This window comes from Mesorhizobium kowhaii (assembly GCF_042431665.1).
GTDB classification, from domain to species: Bacteria; Pseudomonadota; Alphaproteobacteria; order Rhizobiales; family Rhizobiaceae; genus Mesorhizobium; species Mesorhizobium kowhaii.
Map to the genome: position 1 here is coordinate 78,900 of NZ_JBHLYT010000010.1, position 19,729 is coordinate 98,628.

At 61.7% G+C, this 19,729-nt stretch carries 24 protein-coding genes; 16 read left to right on the forward strand and 8 right to left on the reverse strand.

Annotation, left to right across the window (positions count from 1 at the left end; all coding sequences use genetic code 11):
• Positions 1 to 99 precede the first annotated feature (99 nt).
• Both ACFFNA_RS11340 and purB read left to right on the forward strand, forming a co-directional pair.
• On the forward strand, positions 100 to 513 hold the full coding sequence (locus ACFFNA_RS11340; RefSeq protein WP_111542503.1) for a hypothetical protein: 414 nt from the start codon (positions 100 to 102) through the stop codon (positions 511 to 513).
• Positions 514 to 572: 59 nt separating this feature from the next.
• Entirely contained in the window at positions 573 to 1,874 is a 1,302-nt protein-coding gene (gene purB, locus ACFFNA_RS11345; RefSeq protein ID WP_111542504.1) for an adenylosuccinate lyase, read from the forward strand.
• A 79-nt stretch (positions 1,875 to 1,953) separates the two neighbouring features.
• Here purB and ACFFNA_RS11350 read toward each other — a convergent pair whose 3' ends face one another.
• Positions 1,954 to 2,766 (reverse strand): VOC family protein, encoded by an 813-nt coding sequence (locus tag ACFFNA_RS11350; protein WP_378918209.1) that lies wholly within the window; start codon positions 2,764 to 2,766, stop codon positions 1,954 to 1,956.
• A gap of 238 nt (positions 2,767 to 3,004) precedes the next feature.
• Here ACFFNA_RS11350 and ACFFNA_RS11355 point away from each other — a divergent pair, with 238 nt between their 5' ends.
• Positions 3,005 to 3,559, forward strand: coding sequence for an RBBP9/YdeN family alpha/beta hydrolase (locus ACFFNA_RS11355; RefSeq protein WP_111542588.1), 555 nt, complete (start codon positions 3,005 to 3,007; stop codon positions 3,557 to 3,559).
• Positions 3,560 to 3,705: 146 nt separating this feature from the next.
• Here the strand turns inward: ACFFNA_RS11355 and ACFFNA_RS11360 are convergent, their stop codons facing one another.
• Entirely contained in the window at positions 3,706 to 4,479 is a 774-nt protein-coding gene (locus ACFFNA_RS11360; protein ID WP_111542506.1) for an HpcH/HpaI aldolase family protein, read from the reverse strand.
• A 109-nt stretch (positions 4,480 to 4,588) separates the two neighbouring features.
• Entirely contained in the window at positions 4,589 to 4,909 is a 321-nt protein-coding gene (locus tag ACFFNA_RS11365; protein ID WP_111542507.1) for a DUF1476 domain-containing protein, read from the reverse strand.
• A 275-nt stretch (positions 4,910 to 5,184) separates the two neighbouring features.
• Here ACFFNA_RS11365 and purC point away from each other — a divergent pair, with 275 nt between their 5' ends.
• Positions 5,185 to 5,979: a phosphoribosylaminoimidazolesuccinocarboxamide synthase gene (purC, locus tag ACFFNA_RS11370; RefSeq protein WP_111542508.1), complete on the forward strand. Its 795-nt coding sequence runs from the start codon at positions 5,185 to 5,187 to the stop codon at positions 5,977 to 5,979.
• Positions 5,980 to 6,023: 44 nt separating this feature from the next.
• Entirely contained in the window at positions 6,024 to 6,266 is a 243-nt protein-coding gene (gene purS, locus ACFFNA_RS11375; protein WP_111542589.1) for a phosphoribosylformylglycinamidine synthase subunit PurS, read from the forward strand.
• 39 nt (positions 6,267 to 6,305) lie between these two features.
• Here the strand turns inward: purS and ACFFNA_RS11380 are convergent, their stop codons facing one another.
• Positions 6,306 to 7,079, reverse strand: coding sequence for a hypothetical protein (locus tag ACFFNA_RS11380; RefSeq protein WP_378918212.1), 774 nt, complete (start codon positions 7,077 to 7,079; stop codon positions 6,306 to 6,308).
• A 65-nt stretch (positions 7,080 to 7,144) separates the two neighbouring features.
• A complete protein-coding gene (locus ACFFNA_RS11385) occupies positions 7,145 to 7,531 on the reverse strand; it encodes a hypothetical protein (protein WP_378918214.1) in 387 nt (128 codons plus the stop codon).
• Between the two features lie 234 nt (positions 7,532 to 7,765).
• On the opposite strand from ACFFNA_RS11385, the gene ACFFNA_RS11390 reads away from it, so the two are divergent.
• The 5 genes from ACFFNA_RS11390 (at position 7,766) to ACFFNA_RS11410 (ending at position 10,779) form a co-directional block, all read left to right on the forward strand.
• Positions 7,766 to 8,317 carry an RNA 2'-phosphotransferase gene (locus tag ACFFNA_RS11390; protein ID WP_111542510.1) on the forward strand — a complete coding sequence of 184 codons (552 nt, stop codon included), beginning with the start codon at positions 7,766 to 7,768 and terminating at the stop codon, positions 8,315 to 8,317.
• Complete coding sequence (gene purQ, locus ACFFNA_RS11395; protein WP_111542511.1) at positions 8,314 to 8,982, forward strand: phosphoribosylformylglycinamidine synthase subunit PurQ; 669 nt, start codon at positions 8,314 to 8,316, stop codon at positions 8,980 to 8,982. Before ACFFNA_RS11390 ends, purQ begins: the two co-directional genes overlap by 4 nt.
• A gap of 81 nt (positions 8,983 to 9,063) precedes the next feature.
• Positions 9,064 to 9,729 (forward strand): glutathione S-transferase family protein, encoded by a 666-nt coding sequence (locus tag ACFFNA_RS11400; RefSeq protein WP_111542512.1) that lies wholly within the window; start codon positions 9,064 to 9,066, stop codon positions 9,727 to 9,729.
• Positions 9,726 to 10,133, forward strand: a complete 408-nt coding sequence (locus tag ACFFNA_RS11405; RefSeq protein ID WP_111542513.1) for a hypothetical protein — start codon at positions 9,726 to 9,728, stop codon at positions 10,131 to 10,133. The genes ACFFNA_RS11400 and ACFFNA_RS11405 overlap by 4 nt, the downstream gene beginning before the upstream one ends.
• Before the next feature lie 4 nt (positions 10,134 to 10,137).
• Positions 10,138 to 10,779, forward strand: a complete 642-nt coding sequence (locus tag ACFFNA_RS11410) for a Pr6Pr family membrane protein (protein WP_111542514.1) — start codon at positions 10,138 to 10,140, stop codon at positions 10,777 to 10,779.
• Positions 10,780 to 10,805: 26 nt separating this feature from the next.
• Here ACFFNA_RS11410 and ACFFNA_RS11415 read toward each other — a convergent pair whose 3' ends face one another.
• Entirely contained in the window at positions 10,806 to 11,057 is a 252-nt protein-coding gene (locus ACFFNA_RS11415; protein WP_378918217.1) for a DUF1127 domain-containing protein, read from the reverse strand.
• A gap of 93 nt (positions 11,058 to 11,150) precedes the next feature.
• Between ACFFNA_RS11415 and ACFFNA_RS11420 the strand changes: the two genes are divergently transcribed.
• From ACFFNA_RS11420 to ACFFNA_RS11445, 6 genes are all read left to right on the forward strand, one after another.
• Complete coding sequence (locus ACFFNA_RS11420) at positions 11,151 to 12,569, forward strand: aminotransferase-like domain-containing protein (RefSeq protein WP_378918219.1); 1,419 nt, start codon at positions 11,151 to 11,153, stop codon at positions 12,567 to 12,569.
• A 163-nt stretch (positions 12,570 to 12,732) separates the two neighbouring features.
• A complete protein-coding gene (gene purL, locus ACFFNA_RS11425; RefSeq protein ID WP_378918221.1) occupies positions 12,733 to 14,964 on the forward strand; it encodes a phosphoribosylformylglycinamidine synthase subunit PurL in 2,232 nt (743 codons plus the stop codon).
• The gene (locus tag ACFFNA_RS11430) at positions 14,961 to 15,473 is read left to right on the forward strand and encodes a hypothetical protein (RefSeq protein WP_378918223.1); all 513 of its coding nucleotides are present in this window, start codon (positions 14,961 to 14,963) and stop codon (positions 15,471 to 15,473) included. The genes purL and ACFFNA_RS11430 overlap by 4 nt, the downstream gene beginning before the upstream one ends.
• A 134-nt stretch (positions 15,474 to 15,607) precedes the next feature.
• Positions 15,608 to 15,841 carry a BolA/IbaG family iron-sulfur metabolism protein gene (locus tag ACFFNA_RS11435; protein ID WP_010909092.1) on the forward strand — a complete coding sequence of 78 codons (234 nt, stop codon included), beginning with the start codon at positions 15,608 to 15,610 and terminating at the stop codon, positions 15,839 to 15,841.
• Positions 15,842 to 16,099: 258 nt separating this feature from the next.
• Positions 16,100 to 16,435 (forward strand): Grx4 family monothiol glutaredoxin, encoded by a 336-nt coding sequence (gene grxD, locus ACFFNA_RS11440; protein ID WP_029353656.1) that lies wholly within the window; start codon positions 16,100 to 16,102, stop codon positions 16,433 to 16,435.
• Positions 16,436 to 16,599: 164 nt separating this feature from the next.
• The gene (locus ACFFNA_RS11445; RefSeq protein ID WP_378918229.1) at positions 16,600 to 17,868 is read left to right on the forward strand and encodes a multidrug effflux MFS transporter; all 1,269 of its coding nucleotides are present in this window, start codon (positions 16,600 to 16,602) and stop codon (positions 17,866 to 17,868) included.
• 56 nt (positions 17,869 to 17,924) lie between these two features.
• Here the strand turns inward: ACFFNA_RS11445 and ACFFNA_RS11450 are convergent, their stop codons facing one another.
• Positions 17,925 to 18,752 carry an inositol monophosphatase family protein gene (locus tag ACFFNA_RS11450; RefSeq protein ID WP_378918231.1) on the reverse strand — a complete coding sequence of 276 codons (828 nt, stop codon included), beginning with the start codon at positions 18,750 to 18,752 and terminating at the stop codon, positions 17,925 to 17,927.
• Positions 18,742 to 19,635, reverse strand: coding sequence for a tRNA 2-thiocytidine(32) synthetase TtcA (ttcA, locus tag ACFFNA_RS11455; protein ID WP_378918232.1), 894 nt, complete (start codon positions 19,633 to 19,635; stop codon positions 18,742 to 18,744). Before ttcA ends, ACFFNA_RS11450 begins: the two co-directional genes overlap by 11 nt.
• Positions 19,636 to 19,729 lie beyond the last annotated feature (94 nt).

The window sequence follows — 19,729 nt, forward strand, 5'->3', positions numbered from 1 at the left end:
GTTCAACCCACCGGGCGCAATCGTGCCCTGAGCCGCATTCGCCGCGCCCTACCGACGCCGCGTACAGCGCTTTTCGGCGCCTTGTTGTGGGCCGCGACGATGGGCGCCAGCGCGCTCGTCAACCTGCTGTTGGATGACTGGGAGACGCCTGAAAAAATCCGCACCGTGTCGCTGCTCTATGCCTGCGGCGGAGCACTCGCCTTTCCGTTTGGCCTGTTCGCGGCGCGGCTGGTCTCGCTCGGAAGGCGCTGGGAGGTTGCCTTCGCGGCGGCGTTCGTGTGTCTGCTCGGCGCGACGATCGGCCTGACCGGCGGGCTGTTTGCCCTGCAATACCGCTCCTACTACGCCGAGTGGCATGCCCCGGCTTTCACCCACACCTGGGCCCTCCAGTTCGTCTTCACGATGTTGATTGCGCTCTACCAGTTCGTGGTGCTGGGCATCCGGCTTTATTTTCCGCTCGGTTTCGTCGCCTTGTTTGCCGCGAGCGTCTGGTTTGCGCGGCAGCAGCGTTGAGCATTTTGCCCGCCTCTGGTAGGACGCGGGCAAACTCCTCGACAAATCAGGACTGACCGATGATCCCTCGTTATTCCCGGCCGGAAATGGTCGCCATCTGGTCGCCCGAAACCCGGTTCCGCATCTGGTTCGAGATAGAAGCCTATGCGTGCGACGCGCTGGCCGAACTCGGTGTTATCCCCAAGGAAGCGGCAAAAACCATCTGGGAAAAGGGCGGCGCGGCAAAATTCGATGTTGAGGCGATCGACGAGATCGAGCGCGTCACCAAGCATGACGTCATCGCCTTCCTCACCCATCTTGCTGAATTCGTCGGACCCGACGCCCGCTTCATCCACCAGGGCATGACCTCGTCGGACGTTCTCGACACCTGCTTTGCTGTGCAGCTTACCCGGGCCAGCGACATCCTTCTCGCCGACATTGACGGCCTGCTTGCGGCACTCAAGCGGCGTGCCTTCGAGCACAAGGACACCGTCACCATCGGCCGCAGCCATGGCATCCATGCCGAGCCGACGACCTTCGGCATCAAGCTGGCGCAGGCCTATGCCGAGTTCTCGCGCTGCCGCGAACGGCTGGTGCATGCGCGGGAAGACATCGCCACCTGCGCTATTTCGGGCGCGGTCGGCACCTTCGCCAACATCGACCCCTATGTCGAGGAACATGTGGCGGCAAAGCTCGGCCTGAAGCCGGAGCCGGTGTCGACGCAAGTGATCCCGCGCGACCGCCACGCCATGTTCTTCGCCACGCTTGGCGTCATCGCCTCGTCGATCGAGCGGCTGGCGATCGAGATCCGGCATCTGCAGCGCACCGAAGTGCTGGAGGCGGAAGAGTATTTTTCGCCGGGCCAAAAAGGCTCGTCGGCGATGCCGCACAAGCGCAATCCGGTGCTGACCGAAAACCTCACCGGCCTTGCTCGCATGGTGCGGTCCATGGCGCTGCCGGCGATGGAGAATGTGGCGCTCTGGCACGAGCGCGATATTTCGCATTCGTCGGTCGAGCGCATGATCGGCCCGGACGCCACCGTGACGCTCGATTTCGCTTTGTCGCGGCTGACCAGCGTCGTCGACAAGCTGCTCGTCTATCCCGACAACATGCTGAAGAACATGAACAAGTTCCGCGGCCTCGTGCATTCGCAGCGCGTCATGCTGGCGCTGACGCAGGCCGGCCTGTCGCGTGAAGATTCCTACCGGCTGGTGCAGCGAAACGCCATGAAGGTGTGGGAACAAGGCGCTGATTTTCTTGAGGAATTGTTGGCCGACAAGGAAGTGACCGCCGCCCTGCCCGAAGCCGAGATCCGCGAGAAATTCGACCTCGGCTATCACACCAAACATGTCGACACGATCTTCAAGCGGGTGTTCGGGTAAGCCTGAGCAGTCCGATATAAAAAGAGGCCCGGCTCGGCCGTTGGCCGCGGGCCTCTCTTTGGTATTCCAGAAAACCTGATCAGGCCTTGCCGGGAACGGTGTTGATCACAGTCCCCCACGGGTCTTCGCGGGTTACTGGGCTGGTCACATTGTCCGACCGCATCTCGACCCAGGCCAGACCGGACCGGCTCGGATCGCGGCGCCCGGCGCCGGGGCTGCGCCAGGCATTGGCGCCGATATGGTGGTGATAGCCGCCGGACGACAGGAACACGGCCTGGCCGCCATATTTCGCCACCGTGTCGAAGCCGAATTCCTGGTTCCACCACGCTTCGGCGTCTTCCGGCCTGCCGACGCGCAGGTGGACATGGCCGACAATGCTGTTTTCCGGCGCGCCCTGCCAGCCCGCATCACCCGCCGGCACTTCGGCAACCACAGACGGAATGTTCAACCGCTCGGTCGCCATGGCAATCTTGTCGCCATTCCACTTCCAGTCCTGCGGACGGCGGTCGGCGTAGATTTCGATGCCGTTGCCTTCGGGATCGGTCAGATAGAGCGCTTCGCTGACCAGATGGTCCGAAGCACCCTCGATGGCGATCTTGCTGGCGATGGCGTGGTTGATCCAGCGGCCGAGATCGGCGCGGCTGGGCAGCAGGAAAGCGGTGTGGAACAGGCCGGCGCTTTGCGGATCATCCGGCTTTGCCGCCGCATCCGCCTCGATGACCAGCAACGGACGGTTGGCGGCACCGAGCGTGATCGCGCCATCGGCGCGGCTCAACTCCTGCAGACCGACGACGCTGCGATAATAGGCGGCAAGACTTTCGGCGTCGCGCGCCTTCAGCCCGACGCGGGCAACGCTGACCGGGGTGGTGGCGGCAAAAGGCAATTCGCTCATCAAATGCTCCATTCGGCCGGCCCGCGGTGAAACTCCCAAGGCAAAGAGCCCCCGCGCCGCCAATGATTTTACGCCGTGCGGGGGTTCCCGCACACAGCTGTTTCTCTTCCTGACGACAAATCGTCCATCGGCATCGTTCACACAAGACTTGAAGAAGCGAACATCGTGTTCACCATTGTGATGAAGAGCGCGGTTCATGGCCGTTGCACGAAGCGACGCCGCTCGCTATTTCAGCGCCATGAAGGTCAAAGACGCAGATATTCTCATCGTGCCGGGCTACACCAATTCCGGCCCCGACCATTGGCAGAGCCGCTGGCAGTCGAAGCTGTCGACGGCGCGCCGCGTCGAGCAGGCGGAGTGGTCTAAACCGGTGCGCGAGGACTGGACGGCGAGCGTGGCCAAGGCGGTCAACGAGGCCGAGCGGCCGGTTGTCATCGTTGCGCACTCGCTTGGTGTCGCCGCCGCAGTGCAGGCCATGCAGCAGTTCCAGAAGCCGGTCGCCGGCGCCTTCTTCGTCGCGCCGCCCGATGTCGCCAACCCCAAGATCAAGCCCCGGCACCTGATGACCTTCGGCCCCTATCCGCGCGAGCCGTTGCCCTTTCCTTCGATCGTGATCGCCAGCCGCAACGACCCGTTCTGCGCCTTCGATGTCGCCGAGGACATTGCTGGCGCCTGGGGCTCGCTGTTCATCGACGCCGGCGAGACCGGTCACCTCAACGCGGATTCGGGCTTTGGTCCGTGGCCCGAAGGCTCGATGACCTTCGCCAAGTTCCTGACCGACCTGAAACCCTGAGCTTCCTCAGAGACCGCTTGGAAATTATACTCTGGCGGCCATCTGATGGCGTTTTCTGCGCTTCCGGTGCTCGCGGACCTGATGTCCGCTCCGGTTCTCAAAACCACCACCATATGACTCGCCAGAGCGAATTTCGAAACAGTCTCTCAGGCGCCGATCGAATCCCTGACGCTCTTCAACAGTGTTTTTGCGCCGAGCCCGATCAGCGCGTGTTCCGAGCCCATGGCCAGCAGCCGGTAGCCCATCGAGACGACGCGGCCGGCAATTGCCGGCTCGACAACATAGATCGCGGCATGTTTTCCAGCCTTGCGGGTGCGTTCGGCGACCGACGCCACAGTTTCCATCATGCTTTCCAGCGTCGAATTGATGGTCGCGCCGTTGCTCCAGGCGATCGAGAAATCCGACGGGCCGAGGAAGATGCCGTCGATGCCCGGCGTGTCGAGGATGCCGTCGAGCGCGTCGAGTGCCGCGCGGGTCTCGACCATGGCGAAGGCCATGGTGCGCTGATTGGTGTCGCGCAGCCATTCAGCCTGGTCGCCCTTGCCGTGACGCGGAAACGCATAGGTCGGGCCCCAGGAGCGCTCGCCAAGCGGCGGATACTTCATGGCGGCGGCGAACAGTTTCGCATCGGCAACCGAATTCACCATCGGCGCAATGACAGCCTCGGCGCCGAAATCGAGTGCGCGGCTTGCCATGTCGAAGCGGCCGACCGGGATGCGCACCAGCGCCGGCTTGTTTGCAGCGAGCACCGGCACCAGACCGCGCAACACGCTGTCCTCATGATGGCCGCCATGCTGCATGTCGAGGGTGACGGCATCGAAGCCCTGCTTGGCGACGATCTCGACGGTCAAGGCATCCGGCACGCCGGACCATGCGGTGAACAGCGTTTCATCGGCGGCAAGGCGGGACTTCAGGGACATCTAATCTTTTCCTTGTTAACGTCAGCAGTTTCAGCCGGAAACCGCTGCAAAGGCAAAGAAAAACCGCCCGGATAGGTCGGGCGGTCGATTGGTCCAGCGTGTGGTCGGATCAGGTGTTCTTGATCTGCTCGATGGCCTGCGCCATCAGCTCGTCCATGGTGCGGCGGATCTGGTGGTCCGACTGGTCGACACCGGCGGCGTCGAAATCCTTGCGGATCTTGCGGAATACGTCGTGATCGCCGGCTTCCTCGATATCGGCGACGACCACTTGCTTGGCATAGGCGTCGGCATCGGCGCCCGACTTTCCAAGCTTTTCGGCGGCCCACAGACCGAGCTCCTTGTTGCGGCGCGCCGCGGCCTTGAACCGAAGTTCCTCGTCGAATACGAATTTGCGTTCAAAGCCCTCTTCGCGATCCTTCATGCTGCTCATGGCATCCCTCCGATGGAAATCGATTCGCTGGTGATGACGTATATGTGTTGACGAAGCACAAACCAAAAGGTCGCGAGCCGGTCAATACGCTTCGTTGCATGCTGCGCTGCGGCATTTCAGTCCCGAAAGCGGTTGATTGGAAGGAATTGCCGATTGAGCAAACGATGTGATTGGGATAGACCCGGCATTGAACCCTACCGTAGCCGCACTATTTCAGGCAGACGGACAGGAAATGGTCGCTTGCCGCCTGCCCGGAACTCCAGAGAAAAAATCAGATGAAAAATCGCCGCCGCATTTATGAAGGCAAGGCCAAGATCCTCTATGAGGGACCCGAGCCGGGTACGCTCATCCAGTTCTTCAAGGACGACGCAACCGCGTTCAACAAGAAGAAACATGAAGTCGTCGATGGCAAGGGCGTGCTCAACAACCGCATTTCCGAGCACATCTTCAACCATCTCAACCGGATGGGCATCCCGACCCACTTCATCCGCCGGCTCAACATGCGCGAGCAGCTGATCAAGGAAGTCGAGATCATTCCGCTCGAAGTGGTGGTCCGCAATGTCGCCGCCGGTTCGCTGTCCAAGCGCCTCGGCATCGAGGAAGGCACCGTTTTGCCGCGCTCGATTATCGAATTCTATTACAAGGCCGACGCGCTTGACGATCCGATGGTGTCGGAAGAGCACATCACGGCGTTCGGCTGGGCGAGCCCGCAGGAGATCGACGACGTCATGGCACTTGCCATTCGCGTCAACGACTTCCTCTCCGGCCTGTTCATGGGCGTCGGCATCCAGCTCGTCGATTTCAAGATCGAATGCGGCCGCCTGTTCGAAGGCGACATGATGCGCATCGTCGTTGCCGATGAGATTTCGCCGGATTCCTGCCGCCTGTGGGACGTGGCGACGCATGACAAGCTCGACAAGGACCGTTTCCGCCGCGATATGGGCGGTCTCGTCGAAGCCTATCAGGAAGTTGCCCGCCGCCTCGGCATCATGAACGAGAACGAGCCGCCGCGCCCCACCGGCCCGGTGCTTGTCGCCTCCACCGAAGGCGTCAAAGGCAAGCCGCACTGATAGCGGCTTGCGACCCGATATTTGAGAACAGGAGCATGTCCAGCGTGATCAAGGCCCGCATTACCGTCACCCTCAAGAACGGCGTGCTCGACCCGCAAGGCAAGGCGATCGAACACGCGCTGTCCGGACTGGGTTTCGGCGGCGTCGGCGCGGTGCGGCAGGGCAAGGTGTTCGACGTCGAACTGGCCGAGAGCGACAAGGCCAAGGCCGAGGCCGATCTGAAAGCCATGTGCGACAAGCTGCTGGCGAATACCGTGATTGAGAATTATAGTGTGACGCTGGTGTGATGCTGATAGCGCCCGCCGGTTGGCGGGCGGTGATCCGGTCTAGATCGGGCGTGGGCTCTGCGGCCTGCGAAACCAAAGATAGTAGATCGCGACGGCGCCTGCGATAATCATGAGCAGTTTGTAGAACATTCGTTTGACATCACCGCCGTCGAAAACCTTGTCGATCCCCTCGGGACTGGCCGGATTTCGCAACACCTCGATCTCGGTGCCGACCGACGTCGGCATTTTCACATAGAAATCTCCGGTCACCTCAAACGAATATTCGCCACCTCCCGGAGGGCGATAGGTGAGCTTTGCGGTTGGAATTTTCGTAATGCGCCAGGCACCCTCGCCCGGCGCCGGGGTCGAAGGAACTGTCACGGCAACTGAAGTGCAATCGGCGCGGGACCGCTCTACCCAGCCGCGCCTGACTTTCACTTCCAGCACACATTGCATGCCGGTCTCGACCACGTTCGCCTTTTGCCGCTCCCAGGTGAACGTGTGAATGAACCGGACGACAGCCGGCTTCATCGACCATGCGCCGAAATAAAACATCGCAGCCGCTAGCACCGTGATCGCAACCTTGAATACGATTCGCCCGCTCGTCTGGCGTCGTTGAGCCAATTCTATGACTCGCAGCTGCATTTCCCGGGTCCGCGGATCGTCAGAAAGCTGGCTCGGATCGCGCCCGTCGGCGATCGCGCGTCGCAGAACCAACTGCACCAATATGCTTATCCAGCCAGCAAACACGACTATCAGCAGGCGGCCATGCAGCCTGTAGAAAGTGGTATCGTGGCTGGCAATGCAGGCGTTCGCGAGATCGATCCGCGACACTCCGTGATGGCCACCCCTGTCCCAAGTGCCTTTTCCAAAAAAAAGAGGCAGAAGGAAAAATATCGTCAGGCCACTCCGAGGAGCAGAAGCTTGCGGTAGACCCTGAAGCTTCTCTTGTAGCTGAAGACATCAACTGTGTTCGACACGACAAGGCCCGCCGAAATGATCCCCAGGCCAATCGAAAGAGCCGTCGCCACCATCAACAGGCGTGCAAAAGAGACGGCGCAACCACCCAAATCCGTATCGAGAGAGAGCCACGTCGAAAACAACGATCGCATGGATTCCGAATCATCCCAGAACAACATGAAGGCGAAGGCAGCGAGTGCCGTTACGATAGTGGCGGAAGTCCACATCGCGCGCCGACTGTATTCGCGCGCCCTAATCTTATCGTAATTCACCAGAGCCTCGAGTTGCTGCAGAAACATTTCTTTTGCAGCTGCGATCGTTAACAACGTGGTTTTCTACTGAACAATTCCCCTGGATATCGATCCTCGATACAGATCGAGACAAGTGTATACTTAACCAAGTGCTAAGCACCTGCATTGATTCGCCACCTTGGCACTTGCTTGTCGAGCTCTGTGCCCGTTTGACCGACGTCCGCGACCTCGCTACACACGGCATGCGCAGTCAAAATCGGCCGCGCCTTCGAGACGCCGCCGTCGACACTTGAAAACCGCCTTGTTGCGATGCCGAACGACACACAGATTTCAAAGTTCATGAGCCTGGTCCTGCGACACGCTCCGCACGAAGCGGGACTGTCACTCGACGAAAACGGCTGGGCCGATTTCGACGCGCTCTGCGCGGTGATACAGTCGAAGTTCGGCGCATCGGTCGCCGATATTGCGAGCATCGTCGAAGAGAATCCGAAAAAGCGCTTTGCTATCGACGGCAATCGCATCCGTGCCGTGCAAGGCCACAGCGTCGATGTCGATCTCGGCTTATCGCCATCGGTCCCGCCGGTAACCCTCTACCACGGCACCAAGGAAGAGTTTCTCCCCAGCATTCTGCGCGAGGGCCTGACCAGCCAGTCACGCCAGCATGTTCACTTGTCAAAGGACGTCGAAACGGCTCTGATCGTCGCACGGCGCCGCCACGGGAAAAGTGTTATCTTGCAGGTCGACTCGGCAACCATGACGAAGGACGGAGCGTCATTCTTTCTCTCCGATAACGGCGTCTGGTTGACCAACCACGTTTCACCCCGGTATCTGGTTCAGATGCTCGAACGGGAATTGCCATGAAATCCGCCGTCGTCCTTCTGCCTGGCCTCAATCGCGACCGCGACATGATCGCGGCGCTGACCAAGATTTCGGGAAAACCACCGGTCACCGTCTGGCAGACGGACACCGAAATCCCGGATGTCGACCTGATCGCCATTCCCGGCGGCTTTTCCTTCGGCGACTATCTGCGCTGTGGCGCGATTGCCGCGCGCATGCCGGTCATGCGGGCGGTTGCCGAAAAGGCTGCCAAGGGCGTGATGGTCATCGGCGTCTGCAACGGTTTCCAGATCCTGGTCGAAGCTGGCCTGCTGCCAGGCGCCTTGATGCGCAACACCTCGCTCAAATTCGTCTGCCGGCAGGTCAAGCTGCAGATCACCAACGCCAACACCATGTTCACCCGCCGCTATCAGCCGGGCCAGATCATCCGCACGCCGGTGGCACACCATGACGGCAATTATTTTGCCGACGCCGACACACTTTCCCGCCTCGAAGGCGAAGGCCAGGTGGTGTTCCGCTATGCCGACGGCACCAACCCCAACGGCTCGATCAACGACATTGCCGGCATAATCAACGAACGTGGCAATGTGCTCGGCCTGATGCCACATCCGGAAAACCTGATCGAAGCAGCCCACGGCGGCAGCGACGGCCGCGCGCTGTTCGAAAGTGCCCTCGGCATTGCTGCCTGATATTATCGAACAGCTTGAAAACAGCCGGACATTCCAGCCCATTTTCTTGGGCAAGTCCGCTTCATGGGGAGAGAGACGGTCATGAAACTCTATTCGCGACCGCTGTCGCCCTACTCGTCGATCGTGCGGGCACTGGCCTACATCAAGGATGTGCCGCTCAAGATCATCGCGCCGCCGCCCGGTTTTCCGATCCCGGAAGAGTTTCGCGCCATCTCACCGCTCAACCGGATTCCGGTACTGATCACCGGCTCGGGCGAAACGATCGTCGAATCGGTGGTCATCGCCGAGTATCTCGAGGAACGCTTTCCGGAACCGGCGCTGCTGCCTCCCGATTCCAAGGATCGCGCGCTGGTGCGCATGTTCGCCCGCATCACCGATCTCGACGTGCTGACCCCGACGATGAAGCTTTTCGAGCTTCATTTCGTGCCGAAGCGAAACAATGCCGAGATCGACGCTCAATTCGCCCGCCTGCACCACGGATTGGCGGCGATCGAGGCGCGCATGGCGCAAGGCCCCTTCGCGCTCGGCGACGATATCAGTTTCGCCGACGCCTGGCTGACGCCGACGCGGTTCATCTTCAACCAGTTCCGGGCCATGACGGGACGCCACGACCTGCTCGACGCCTATCCCAAATTCGATGCCTATCAACAGATCGCCTCGCAGCATCCGGCATTGTCGCGGGTGTGGGGCGAAATGACCGACGGCTTGAAGATTTTTCTGTCCGAACTTGAGATGGGTGCCGCTTGATCAACAGCAAGACGATCGCGCTGGTTGCCGCGGCAGGCTTCGCCCTGGCATCCTGCCAATCGAGCCCGAAGAGCACGCCAGTCCCCACGGGCAAAAGTGCCGCGTTGCTGGCCATGGAACAAGTGGCGATCGCCGCCCACAAATGCTGGATCGCCAGCAAGGATCCGGCCTTCAAGCAGTATCAGATGGCCAACGAGCTGAATTCGTTCAGCGGCACGCCGCGCTTCCTGCTGGTGCCGGCCAAGCATTATGGTGGCAAACCGTTGCTGGTCGTGCAGGCGCAAGGCAATTCGAGCCGCGTCGACGTGTTCGGACCGCTCATGAACGACCCGCTCGGTGCGCGCATCGGCTCCGACATCGCCCGTTGGCAGGCGGGCAATCCCTCCTGCGCGGCGGCTGCATAGGGCAATGGGCCGGTTCCTGCAGATCGCGGGTCTGGTCATCGGTCTGGCCGGGCTTTTCCTGCAGTTCTGCATCAGCATTCCGGCGTCGATGGAAGCTGGCCGCAGCCTGCTCGGTTCCGTCGTCTTCCTTTTCAGCTTCTTCACCATCCTGACCAACATCGGCGCGGTGCTCGTCCACACCTCGCTGCTGTCGCCCACCGGCTATGCGTGGCTGCCTGCCTTCGCGGGATTCCGGATACGCGCGGGCATCGCCGTTTCGATCACTCTGGTCTTCATCGTCTATGCAACGGTGCTGTCGCAGTTGTGGCACCCACAGGGCCTGTTCCTGCTCTGCGACGTCCTGCTGCACTATGCGACGCCGGTGCTGTTCGTGCTGTGGTGGCTGGTCGCAGGCGCCGACGGCAGGACGCGGTGGAGCGACATTTCCTGGTGGATGCTCTATCCCGTGGCCTATCTGATCTATGCGCTGGCGCGGGCGCCGTTTGCCGGCGAGGTGCCCTACCCCTTCCTCGATGTCGCCAAGAACGGCGCAGCCAGCGTCGCCATCTCAGCGGCGGCCGTCACTGGACTTTTTCTCGTGCTGTGCGTGGTTGCCGTCCTTGCGGATCGCGGCGTTTCACGCATCAGGGCATCAAGCGTCCGTTAGGCGATGCGCCATTTTTGGGATCACGGTCAATCCCAGAACGGCCTGATACCCTCGCGGTGGGCATCGCAGCGCGAGACGCCGATGTCCTTGAGCTGATCATCGGTCATTTCCAGCAGCACCAGCCGGCTGCGCCGACGCTCCAGCAGATGGTCGATCCATTTCGCCAGCGACCTGACCACATGCACCAGCCGGCCGGAAAAGCCGCGCCGGCCCGATGGGCGTGTCGATTGGCCTGACAACTCGGCTCTCGAAGGGCGGATTGTAGCGATTGTATTCATTTTCTTTCTACCAGAATTCTCAATTGCACCCTTTTTGGCGCAGGGCTGATATGTATTGACTCACAATTCGGTGCAATATAGAAAATTGTCACCATGACAAATTGGCTTCCAGATCTCACCGCCGGCTCCGGGCCGCTGTATCAGCGGCTTGCGGATTCCATCGAAACGGACATCGACCGGCGGGTGATCGACGCAGGGGCAAAGCTGCCGCCGCAACGCGACCTCGCCTACGACATCGGCACCACTGTCGGCACGGTCGGCCGGGCCTATCAATTGCTGCGCGAGCGCGGGCTGGTGAGCGGCGAAGTCGGGCGTGGAACCTATGTGCTCGGCCAGCGCGCTGACGGCCCAAAGCCGGACTTGCTAGCTCCCGACGTCAGCGGCGAAGGCACACGCTATATCGATGCGCCGCGCGGCAAGCTGCGTTTCGACAGCACGGCAGCGCCCGACATCGGCCAGGGCGCCGTCGTCGCCGATGTCCTGTCGCGCACGGCGCAGGACCATCCGCATGAGATTTCAAGCTACACACGGGATTTTCCGGACCGCTGGTACGAAGCCGGCGCCCGCTGGCTGTCGCGCAATTCCTTCCGCCCAAAAGCCGACGCCATTGTCCCCACGCTCGGCACCCATGCCGCGGTGATGGCGGCAATCGCAGCGCTGACAACGCCCGGCGATTATGTCGCCTTCGAGCACCTCACCTACTCGCAGATTTCCCGCAGTGCCGGGCTGATCGGCCGGCGCACCGCGCTGGTGGCGTCGGATGACCAGGGCATCGACCCGGCCGATTTCGAGCGCGTCTGCGCGCAAAAGCATCCCAAAATGATCTTCCTGATGCCGACGGCGCAGAATCCCACCCTGGTGACCTTGTCGGCGTCACGTCGCGAGGCGATCGCGCGTGTCGCGCGCGAATACAATGTCGTTCTCATCGAGGACGATCTCTACGGCAACTTGACCGATGATCCGACGCCGCTGCTGGCCGAATACGCGCCCGAACGCACCATTGTCGCCGGCGGCCTGTCGAAATCGGTGGCGGCGGGTGTGCGCGGCGGCTGGCTGTCCTGCCCGCCCGCCTATCGCCATCGCATCCGCGTCGCCCACAAGATGATGACCGGCGGCATGCCCTTCCTGCTGGCGGAGGTGAATACCCGGCTGGTGCTGTCCGGCCAGGCGGACGAGATACGCAAACGCAGTATCGCCGAAATCAGCGCCCGCATCGCGATCGTGCGCGAGACACTGGCCGGCTTCGCGTTCAAGTCACACGAAAAGGTGCCCTTTGTCTGGCTGACCCTACCCGACCCGTGGCTTTCCGGCACTTTCAAGAACGCCTGTCTCGAACATGGCGTGCTGATCGACGACGAGGACGAGTTCAAGGCCGGCCGCTCCGAGCAGGTTTTCCATGGCGTCCGCTTCGGCGTTTCACAGCCGAGACAACGCAAGGACATCGCCGAAGGCGTCGCGGTCATCAGGCGTCTGCTGGATGAGGGCCGCGCCGGCTACGACAGCTTCTCCTGAACCATGAGGCGCATCGCGCGCGGGGGATCGCTACCTGTTGGGGATTGCCCTGTGGCTTTGTCCGGCTTTCGCGCGTTTTTCGTCGATCCATGGGTGTATCGGCCTCAAAGCTTGCGATAAGACGGGACTCAAATCCCAACGCCCCGGATACAAATCGCCGCCCATGACCATTTCCAATTCCGTGCCGATCACCCCCGAGCTCATCGCCGCGCATGGGCTGAAGCCCGACGAGTATCAGCGCATCCTCGACCTCGTCGGGCGCGAGCCGAGCTTCACCGAACTCGGCATCTTCTCGGCAATGTGGAACGAGCATTGTTCGTACAAATCCTCGAAGAAATGGCTGCGCACCTTGCCGACGACAGGCCCGCAGGTGATCCAGGGGCCGGGCGAGAATGCCGGCGTGGTCGACATCGGCGACGGCGACTGCGTCGTCTTCAAGATGGAGAGCCACAACCATCCCTCCTTCATCGAGCCCTATCAAGGTGCGGCGACCGGCGTCGGCGGCATATTGCGCGACGTCTTCACCATGGGCGCGCGGCCGATCGCGGCGATGAATGCGCTGCGCTTCGGCGCGCCTGACCATCCCAAGACCAGGCACCTCGTCTCCGGTGTGGTTTCCGGCGTCGGCGGCTATGGCAACGCCTTCGGCGTGCCGACGGTCGGCGGCGAGGTCAATTTCGACGCCCGCTACAATGGCAACATCCTGGTCAACGCTTTTGCTGCCGGCATAGCCAAGACAAATGCCATCTTCCTGTCGGAAGCCAAGGGCGTCGGCCTGCCTGTCGTCTATCTCGGCGCCAAGACCGGCCGCGATGGCGTCGGTGGCGCCACCATGGCGTCGGCCGAATTCGACGACAAGATCGACGAGAAGCGCCCGACCGTGCAGGTCGGCGACCCCTTCACCGAAAAGTGCCTGCTGGAAGCCTGCCTCGAACTGATGGCCTCGGGTGCGGTCATCGCCATCCAGGACATGGGTGCGGCCGGCCTCACCTGCTCGGCGGTCGAGATGGGCGCCAAGGGCGATCTCGGCATCGAGCTCGATCTCGACAAGGTGCCGGTACGCGAAGAGCGCATGAGCGCCTATGAGATGATGCTGTCGGAAAGCCAGGAGCGCATGCTGATGGTGCTGCGCCCCGAAAAGGAAAAGGAAGCCGAGGCGATCTTCCACAAATGGGGCCTCGACTTCGCCATTGTCGGCAAGACCACTGACGATCTGCGTTTTCGCGTGCTGCACCAGGGCGACGAGGTCGCCGACCTGCCGATCAAGGATCTTGGCGACAAGGCACCGGAATACGACAGGCCTTGGGTCGAATCCAAAAAGCCGGCGCCGCTTGCCGCCAACGACGTTCCGCAGGCCGATGTCGCAGAGGCGCTGTTGAAGCTGCTCGGCGGACCGGATCTTTCGTCGCGCCGCTGGGTCTGGGAGCAGTATGACACGCTGATCCAGGGCAATTCGCTGCAGCTTCCCGGCGGCGACGCCGGCGTGGTGCGCGTCGACGGCCATCCCACCAAGGCGCTCGCTTTCTCCTCCGACGTCACGCCGCGCTATTGCGAAGCCGACCCTTATGAGGGCGGCAAGCAGGCGGTGGCCGAATGCTGGCGCAACCTGACCGCCACCGGCGCGCTGCCGCTGGCGGCCACAGACAACCTCAATTTCGGCAATCCGGAACGGCCCGACATCATGGGCCAACTGGTCGGCGCGGTGAAAGGCATCGGCGACGCCTGCCGCGCACTCGGCTTCCCGATCGTCTCCGGCAATGTCTCGCTCTACAACGAGACCAACGGCCAGGGCATCCTGCCGACGCCGACCATCGGCGGTGTTGGTCTGATCGCCGACTGGTCGAAGATGGTGCGCACCGGCTTTGCGGCGCAAGGCCAGATGATCCTGCTGGTTGGTGCGCCCGCTTTCTGGGGAACGCATCTCGGCCAATCGGTCTATATGCGCGATATCCATGGGCGCAGCGACGGCCCGCCGCCGCCGGTCGACCTCGAGCATGAAAAACGCGTTGGCGACCATGTGCGCGCGTTGATTGCGTCCGGCATCGTCACGGCGGCGCATGACGTTTCCGACGGCGGCATCGCCGTGGCCTTGGCCGAAATGGCGATGGCGTCCGGCATCGGCGCCACCGTTCCCGGGCTCGTCGGCACCGATCCGATCCCAGTTTGGTTCGGCGAGGATCAGGGCCGCTATCTCCTGACGCTGTCGATCGATCCGCATGGCGAAGAATGGGACGCCATCCGTAAGCAGCAAGGCGAACTCGGCATCTTCGCGCCATGGATCGGCTCGACCGGCGGCAGCGCGCTGAAGCTTGGCGAGGCGCGGGCGATCCCGGTCAGCGAACTGAGCGCCGCGCACGAAGGCTGGTTCCCCCGCTTCATGGATCAGGCCAGTTGAGCAGGCTGGCTGCCCGGGCGCTGCTTGCAGTCGTTTTCTGGCCGTCGCTGTTCTTCTTCTGGTTCCTCGGGCCGTTCGTCTTGTTCCTGCTGTCGACGACCTCGAGCGAGGTTTGCGCCCGGCTGGAAACACGTGCCGAGTTCCTCGCCGCGGCCAATGGAACCATTCCGATGCTTGCGGTGCAGAACTTGATCTATGCCGTTCCGATCGTTTGCCTGGTGCTATGGGGCCGGCTTTTGCCAGAGCCCGCGCGAGCAAGGCATATTGTCACCTGCATTAAGCTTTTCGCCGCCGCGGTGGTCGTTGGAGCGCTGTGGGAATACGGCTCCTCGCTTGTCTGCGATGGCTACGGTCAGCCATTCTTCTCGCCGTTCTGGCGAATGACGAGCTATCTCCCCATCGTAAGCCTGATTATCAACGTTCCGCTCTATGTGCTGGCCTTTAGCCTTGGCCGCGCTTTTTCGACGCGCGAGGATGCTGCCGAGGACGAAGCAAGCCCACCAGCCTAAGTCTGCCCCTGAGGGCTCCAGGTCTTCTTGCCTGTGGCAAGACTGAACGGCTTCAATCCGGACCAGAAAGGCTTTAGGCTCGTCCGACTCTTATCAGATGGTCGGCTACCGGCCGCTCGAAACAGGATTTTGCCATGGCAATGGATGCCCACGACATCGAAAAACTGATCAAGGACGGCATTCCGGACGCCAAGGTGACGATCCGCGATCTGGCCGGCGATGGCGACCATTACGCGGCCGAGGTGGTGGCCGAGAGCTTTCGCGGCAAGAGCCGCGTCCAGCAGCACCAGATGGTCTATGACGCGCTGAAGGGCAATATGGGCGGCGTGCTGCACGCGCTGGCGCTGCAGACCAGCGTTCCCGACTAATCTGCATAAACCGCCGCCCCCCGGTTTTGCCGAACTGAGCCTAGCGCCGGCGTTCATCTGCGTGCGTGGCCAGCAAATAACATCGGCACGCTGACATCCGATTGGAGACCGGTGTCGCAACAGCCGCTTGGCCCAACACGGCCCATCCTTTGCGCCATTTCAGCCGCGGCACGGCTAACGTCTTGTTTCGAGCAATCGTTGGGTTTATTTGAAAGGTATGTTTCGAGCCTGACTCCCACAGGCGGGAAAGGATATTCCATGAGCGGTATCAACGACTACATCGACAGCGAAGTGAAGGGCAACGACGTCGTCCTTTTCATGAAGGGCACGCCCGGTTTTCCGCAGTGCGGATTTTCCGGCCAGGTCGTCCAGATCCTCGACTATATCGGCGCCGACTACAAAGGCGTGGACGTGCTGACCTCGGCCGAGCTGCGCCAAGGCATCAAGGAATATTCCAATTGGCCGACAATCCCGCAGCTTTACGTCAAGGGTGAATTCGTCGGCGGCTGCGACATCATCCGCGAGATGTTCCAGGCAGGCGAACTGCAGACGTTCCTCGTCGAGAAGGGCGTAAGCGTCAAAGGCGCCGCCTGATTTCAGTTTCTTGCATGAACCGAAAATCGATGTCGATTTTCGGTTCGTGCACCAGGCGCCAGGGCAGCCCCACCTCGGCAATTTTATGTCCCGGATATCGGGACCAGGACGAGCCAATGCGCCGGCCCGCCGGCGCGTTTTTCGTTTGAGAGATCGGACTTGCCGTGGACCAGCCATCAGTAGCGCCGCAATCGGCGAGCAAGCTGCCCATTCCGCGCTGGGAGTTCATCGCGCTGTGCGCCGCGCTGATGGCGCTGAACTCGCTGGCCATCGACATCATGCTGCCGGCCCTGCAGCAGATCGGCGCTTCGCTCGGCGTCGAGAATGAAAACCATCGGCAATATGTCATAACAGCCTATATTCTGGGCTTCGGCGGCGGCCAGCTTTTCTTCGGTCCGATCTCGGATCGTTTCGGACGGCGCGCGCCACTGGTGGCCGGGCTGGTGATCTATGTCGCCGCCGCTGCAGCGGCTGCTGTTGCGCCAAGCTTTGAAACGCTTCTGCTGTGCCGGGCCGTGCAAGGCATTGGTGCGGCCGCGACCCGCGTCATTGCCGTCTCGATCGTGCGTGATACGTTCGATGGCCGGCGCATGGCCGAGGTGATGTCGCTGATCTTCATGGTGTTCATGGCGATACCGGTCATTGCTCCCGGCATCGGCCAGTTCATCATGCTGTTCGCAACCTGGCATTGGATCTTCGTCACCATGGCGGTCGGCGCTCTGATCGTGTCTGCGTGGTCGCTGCTGCGCCTGCCAGAAACGCTGCATCCGGAGTATCGCAGGCCACTGACGGTTTCATCCGTCGTCGGCGGGTTCCGCATCGTGCTGACCAATCGCATAGCACTCTGCTACGCCTTCGCCAGCACTTTCGTCTTCGGCGCCATGTTCGGCTTCATCGCCTCGGCGCAGCAGATTTATGTCGACATATTCAACGTCGGCGAGATGTTCCCGGTCATCTTCGCCGGGGTTGCGGGCGTGCTTGCTTTCTCCAACTATCTGAACTCGCGCCTTGTCGGCCGCATCGGCATGCGCCGCCTGTCGCAGAGCGCGCTGCTGTTGTTTCTGGTCATCAGCCTGGCCTGGCTGGTCGTTTCGCTTGAAATGAAGATGCCACTCTGGCTTTTCATCACCTTCTTTGCCGGCGCCATGCTTCCGTTCGGTGCACTTGGCGCCAATTTCAACGCGTTGGCGATGGAGCCGCTCGGCCAACTGGCCGGCACGGCATCGTCCATCCTGGGCTTCATGCAGACCTTTCTCGGCGGCATTCTCGGCACGCTGATCGGTCAGGCTTTCAACGGCACGGTGACGCCATTGGCCGCCGGCTTCTGCAGCGTCTCAGTCGCAGCGCTGCTGATGATTTTCATTGCCGAGCGCGGCAAGATGTTCCAGCCGCACAACCCGCCCGTCTCAGGGCACATCACCGACTTGCATTAATTGTTGTTTCGATCTTTCAGCCGGCAACCCGCCGGTTCAACGCTGACCGCAGGAATCTATTCTGCCCAGAGTTCGCGGCGCAATTCGTGCCAGCTTTGCTGGTCGGGCGCGACCAGCAGACCACCGCCGAGATGTGAGGGCAGATAGGCGCTGCCGTCGAAACGCGCGGCGTGGCCGCCGGCCTCGGCATGGATCAGCACACCGGCCAGATGATCCCACGGCATCAGCTTGTTGTAGACGACGAAATGGGCATGGCCGCTGGCCAAGAGGCGGTATTCGTGCGCCGCGCAGCGATAGGCGAATTGCGACAGGATCTTCGTCTGGTTGCGCGCCAGCCGCGAGCGCTCCGGTTCTGGCATGTATTGCCAGGAGACAGAGCCGGTCATTTCCGAGATCGGCGCAGGCGCCACTACGTGCACCTTTTCCAGGCTGCCATGCGCATGCCTGATATGGCTGCCGGCGCCCTTGGCGCCAATCAGCCAGTCCTTACCGACCGGATCGTGGATGATGCCGACAACGGTTTCGCCCTTGACCACGACCGCCAACATGACGCCGAACAGCGGCACGCCGGATGCGAAGTTGAAAGTGCCGTCCACCGGGTCGATGACGAAAGCCAGATCGGCATCGCCCAGGCCATCGAGCAGCGCCGGATCGTCGGAACAGGCTTCCTCGCCGACCACCATCGCCGAAGGATAACGCTCGCGCAGCCTGGTGGTGATCAGGCGCTCGGCATTCACGTCGGCCTCGGTCACCAGATCGGCGGCCGAGGTCTTCTGCCGGACGTCGCCGTCGCCCAGCCGGCGAAAGCGCGGCATGATCTCGGCCTGGGCTGCCTCGGCCAGAATGCCGGCCAGCCAGTCGATCGCGGTGTCGTCAAATGTCATTGGAAATATCTTGCCTGGTGGTGAGGGTGTCGTTGAGCGCTGCGAAGTCGAACAGTTTTCTGTCGAGCAGGTGCGACGGCCTGCCGTTGGACAGCGCACGCAGCATGGTGTCCTTGCGGCCAGGCATGCGCTTTTCGATATCCTCGAGCATCGCCTTCATGGCGTTGCGCTGCAGGCCTTCCTGACTGCCGCAGAGATCGCAGGGAATGATCGGGAACTGCATCGCCGCGGCAAATTTCTCAAGGTCGGTTTCAGCGCAGTAGCTCAGCGGCCGCAGCACCATGACGTCGCCCTCGTCGTTGAGCAGTTTTGGCGGCATGGCGGCAAGACGACCGCCATGGAACAGGTTCATGAAGAAGGTTTCCAGAATGTCCTCGCGATGGTGGCCAAGCACCAGCGCCGAGCACCCCTCTTCCCGCGCGATGCGATAGAGATGACCGCGCCTGAGCCGCGAGCAGAGCGAGCAATAGGTGCTGCCCTCGGGCAGCTTGTCGGTGACGACGGAATAGGTGTCCTGATACTCGATCCGGTGCGGTATGGCGTGACTGTCGAGATAGTCGGGCAGGATGTGTTTGGGGAAATTCGGCTGGCCCTGGTCCAGGTTGCAGGCCAGCAACTCGACAGGCAACAGCCCGCGCCATTTGAGGTCGAGCAGCACAGCGAGCAGCCCGTAGGAATCCTTGCCGCCCGACAGCGCTACCAGCCAGCGCTGGCCGGGCTTGACCATCGAGAAATCCTCGATGGCCTGGCGGGTGAGACGCAGCAGCCGCTTGCGCAATTTGTTGAACTCGACCGAGGACGGCACATCGGCAAACAGCGGATGGAAGCCGCCTTCGCTGTCGGCAATCGGTTCAAGCGTTTCGATGTCTGGCAGCATGTTCATGGCATGTCGCTTTCGGTGGACACTTTGTTCGGAGCAATTCCGGACGGAAAACCGGTTCGCACTTTTCCTGAAATTGCTCGGATCGCCCGGATTA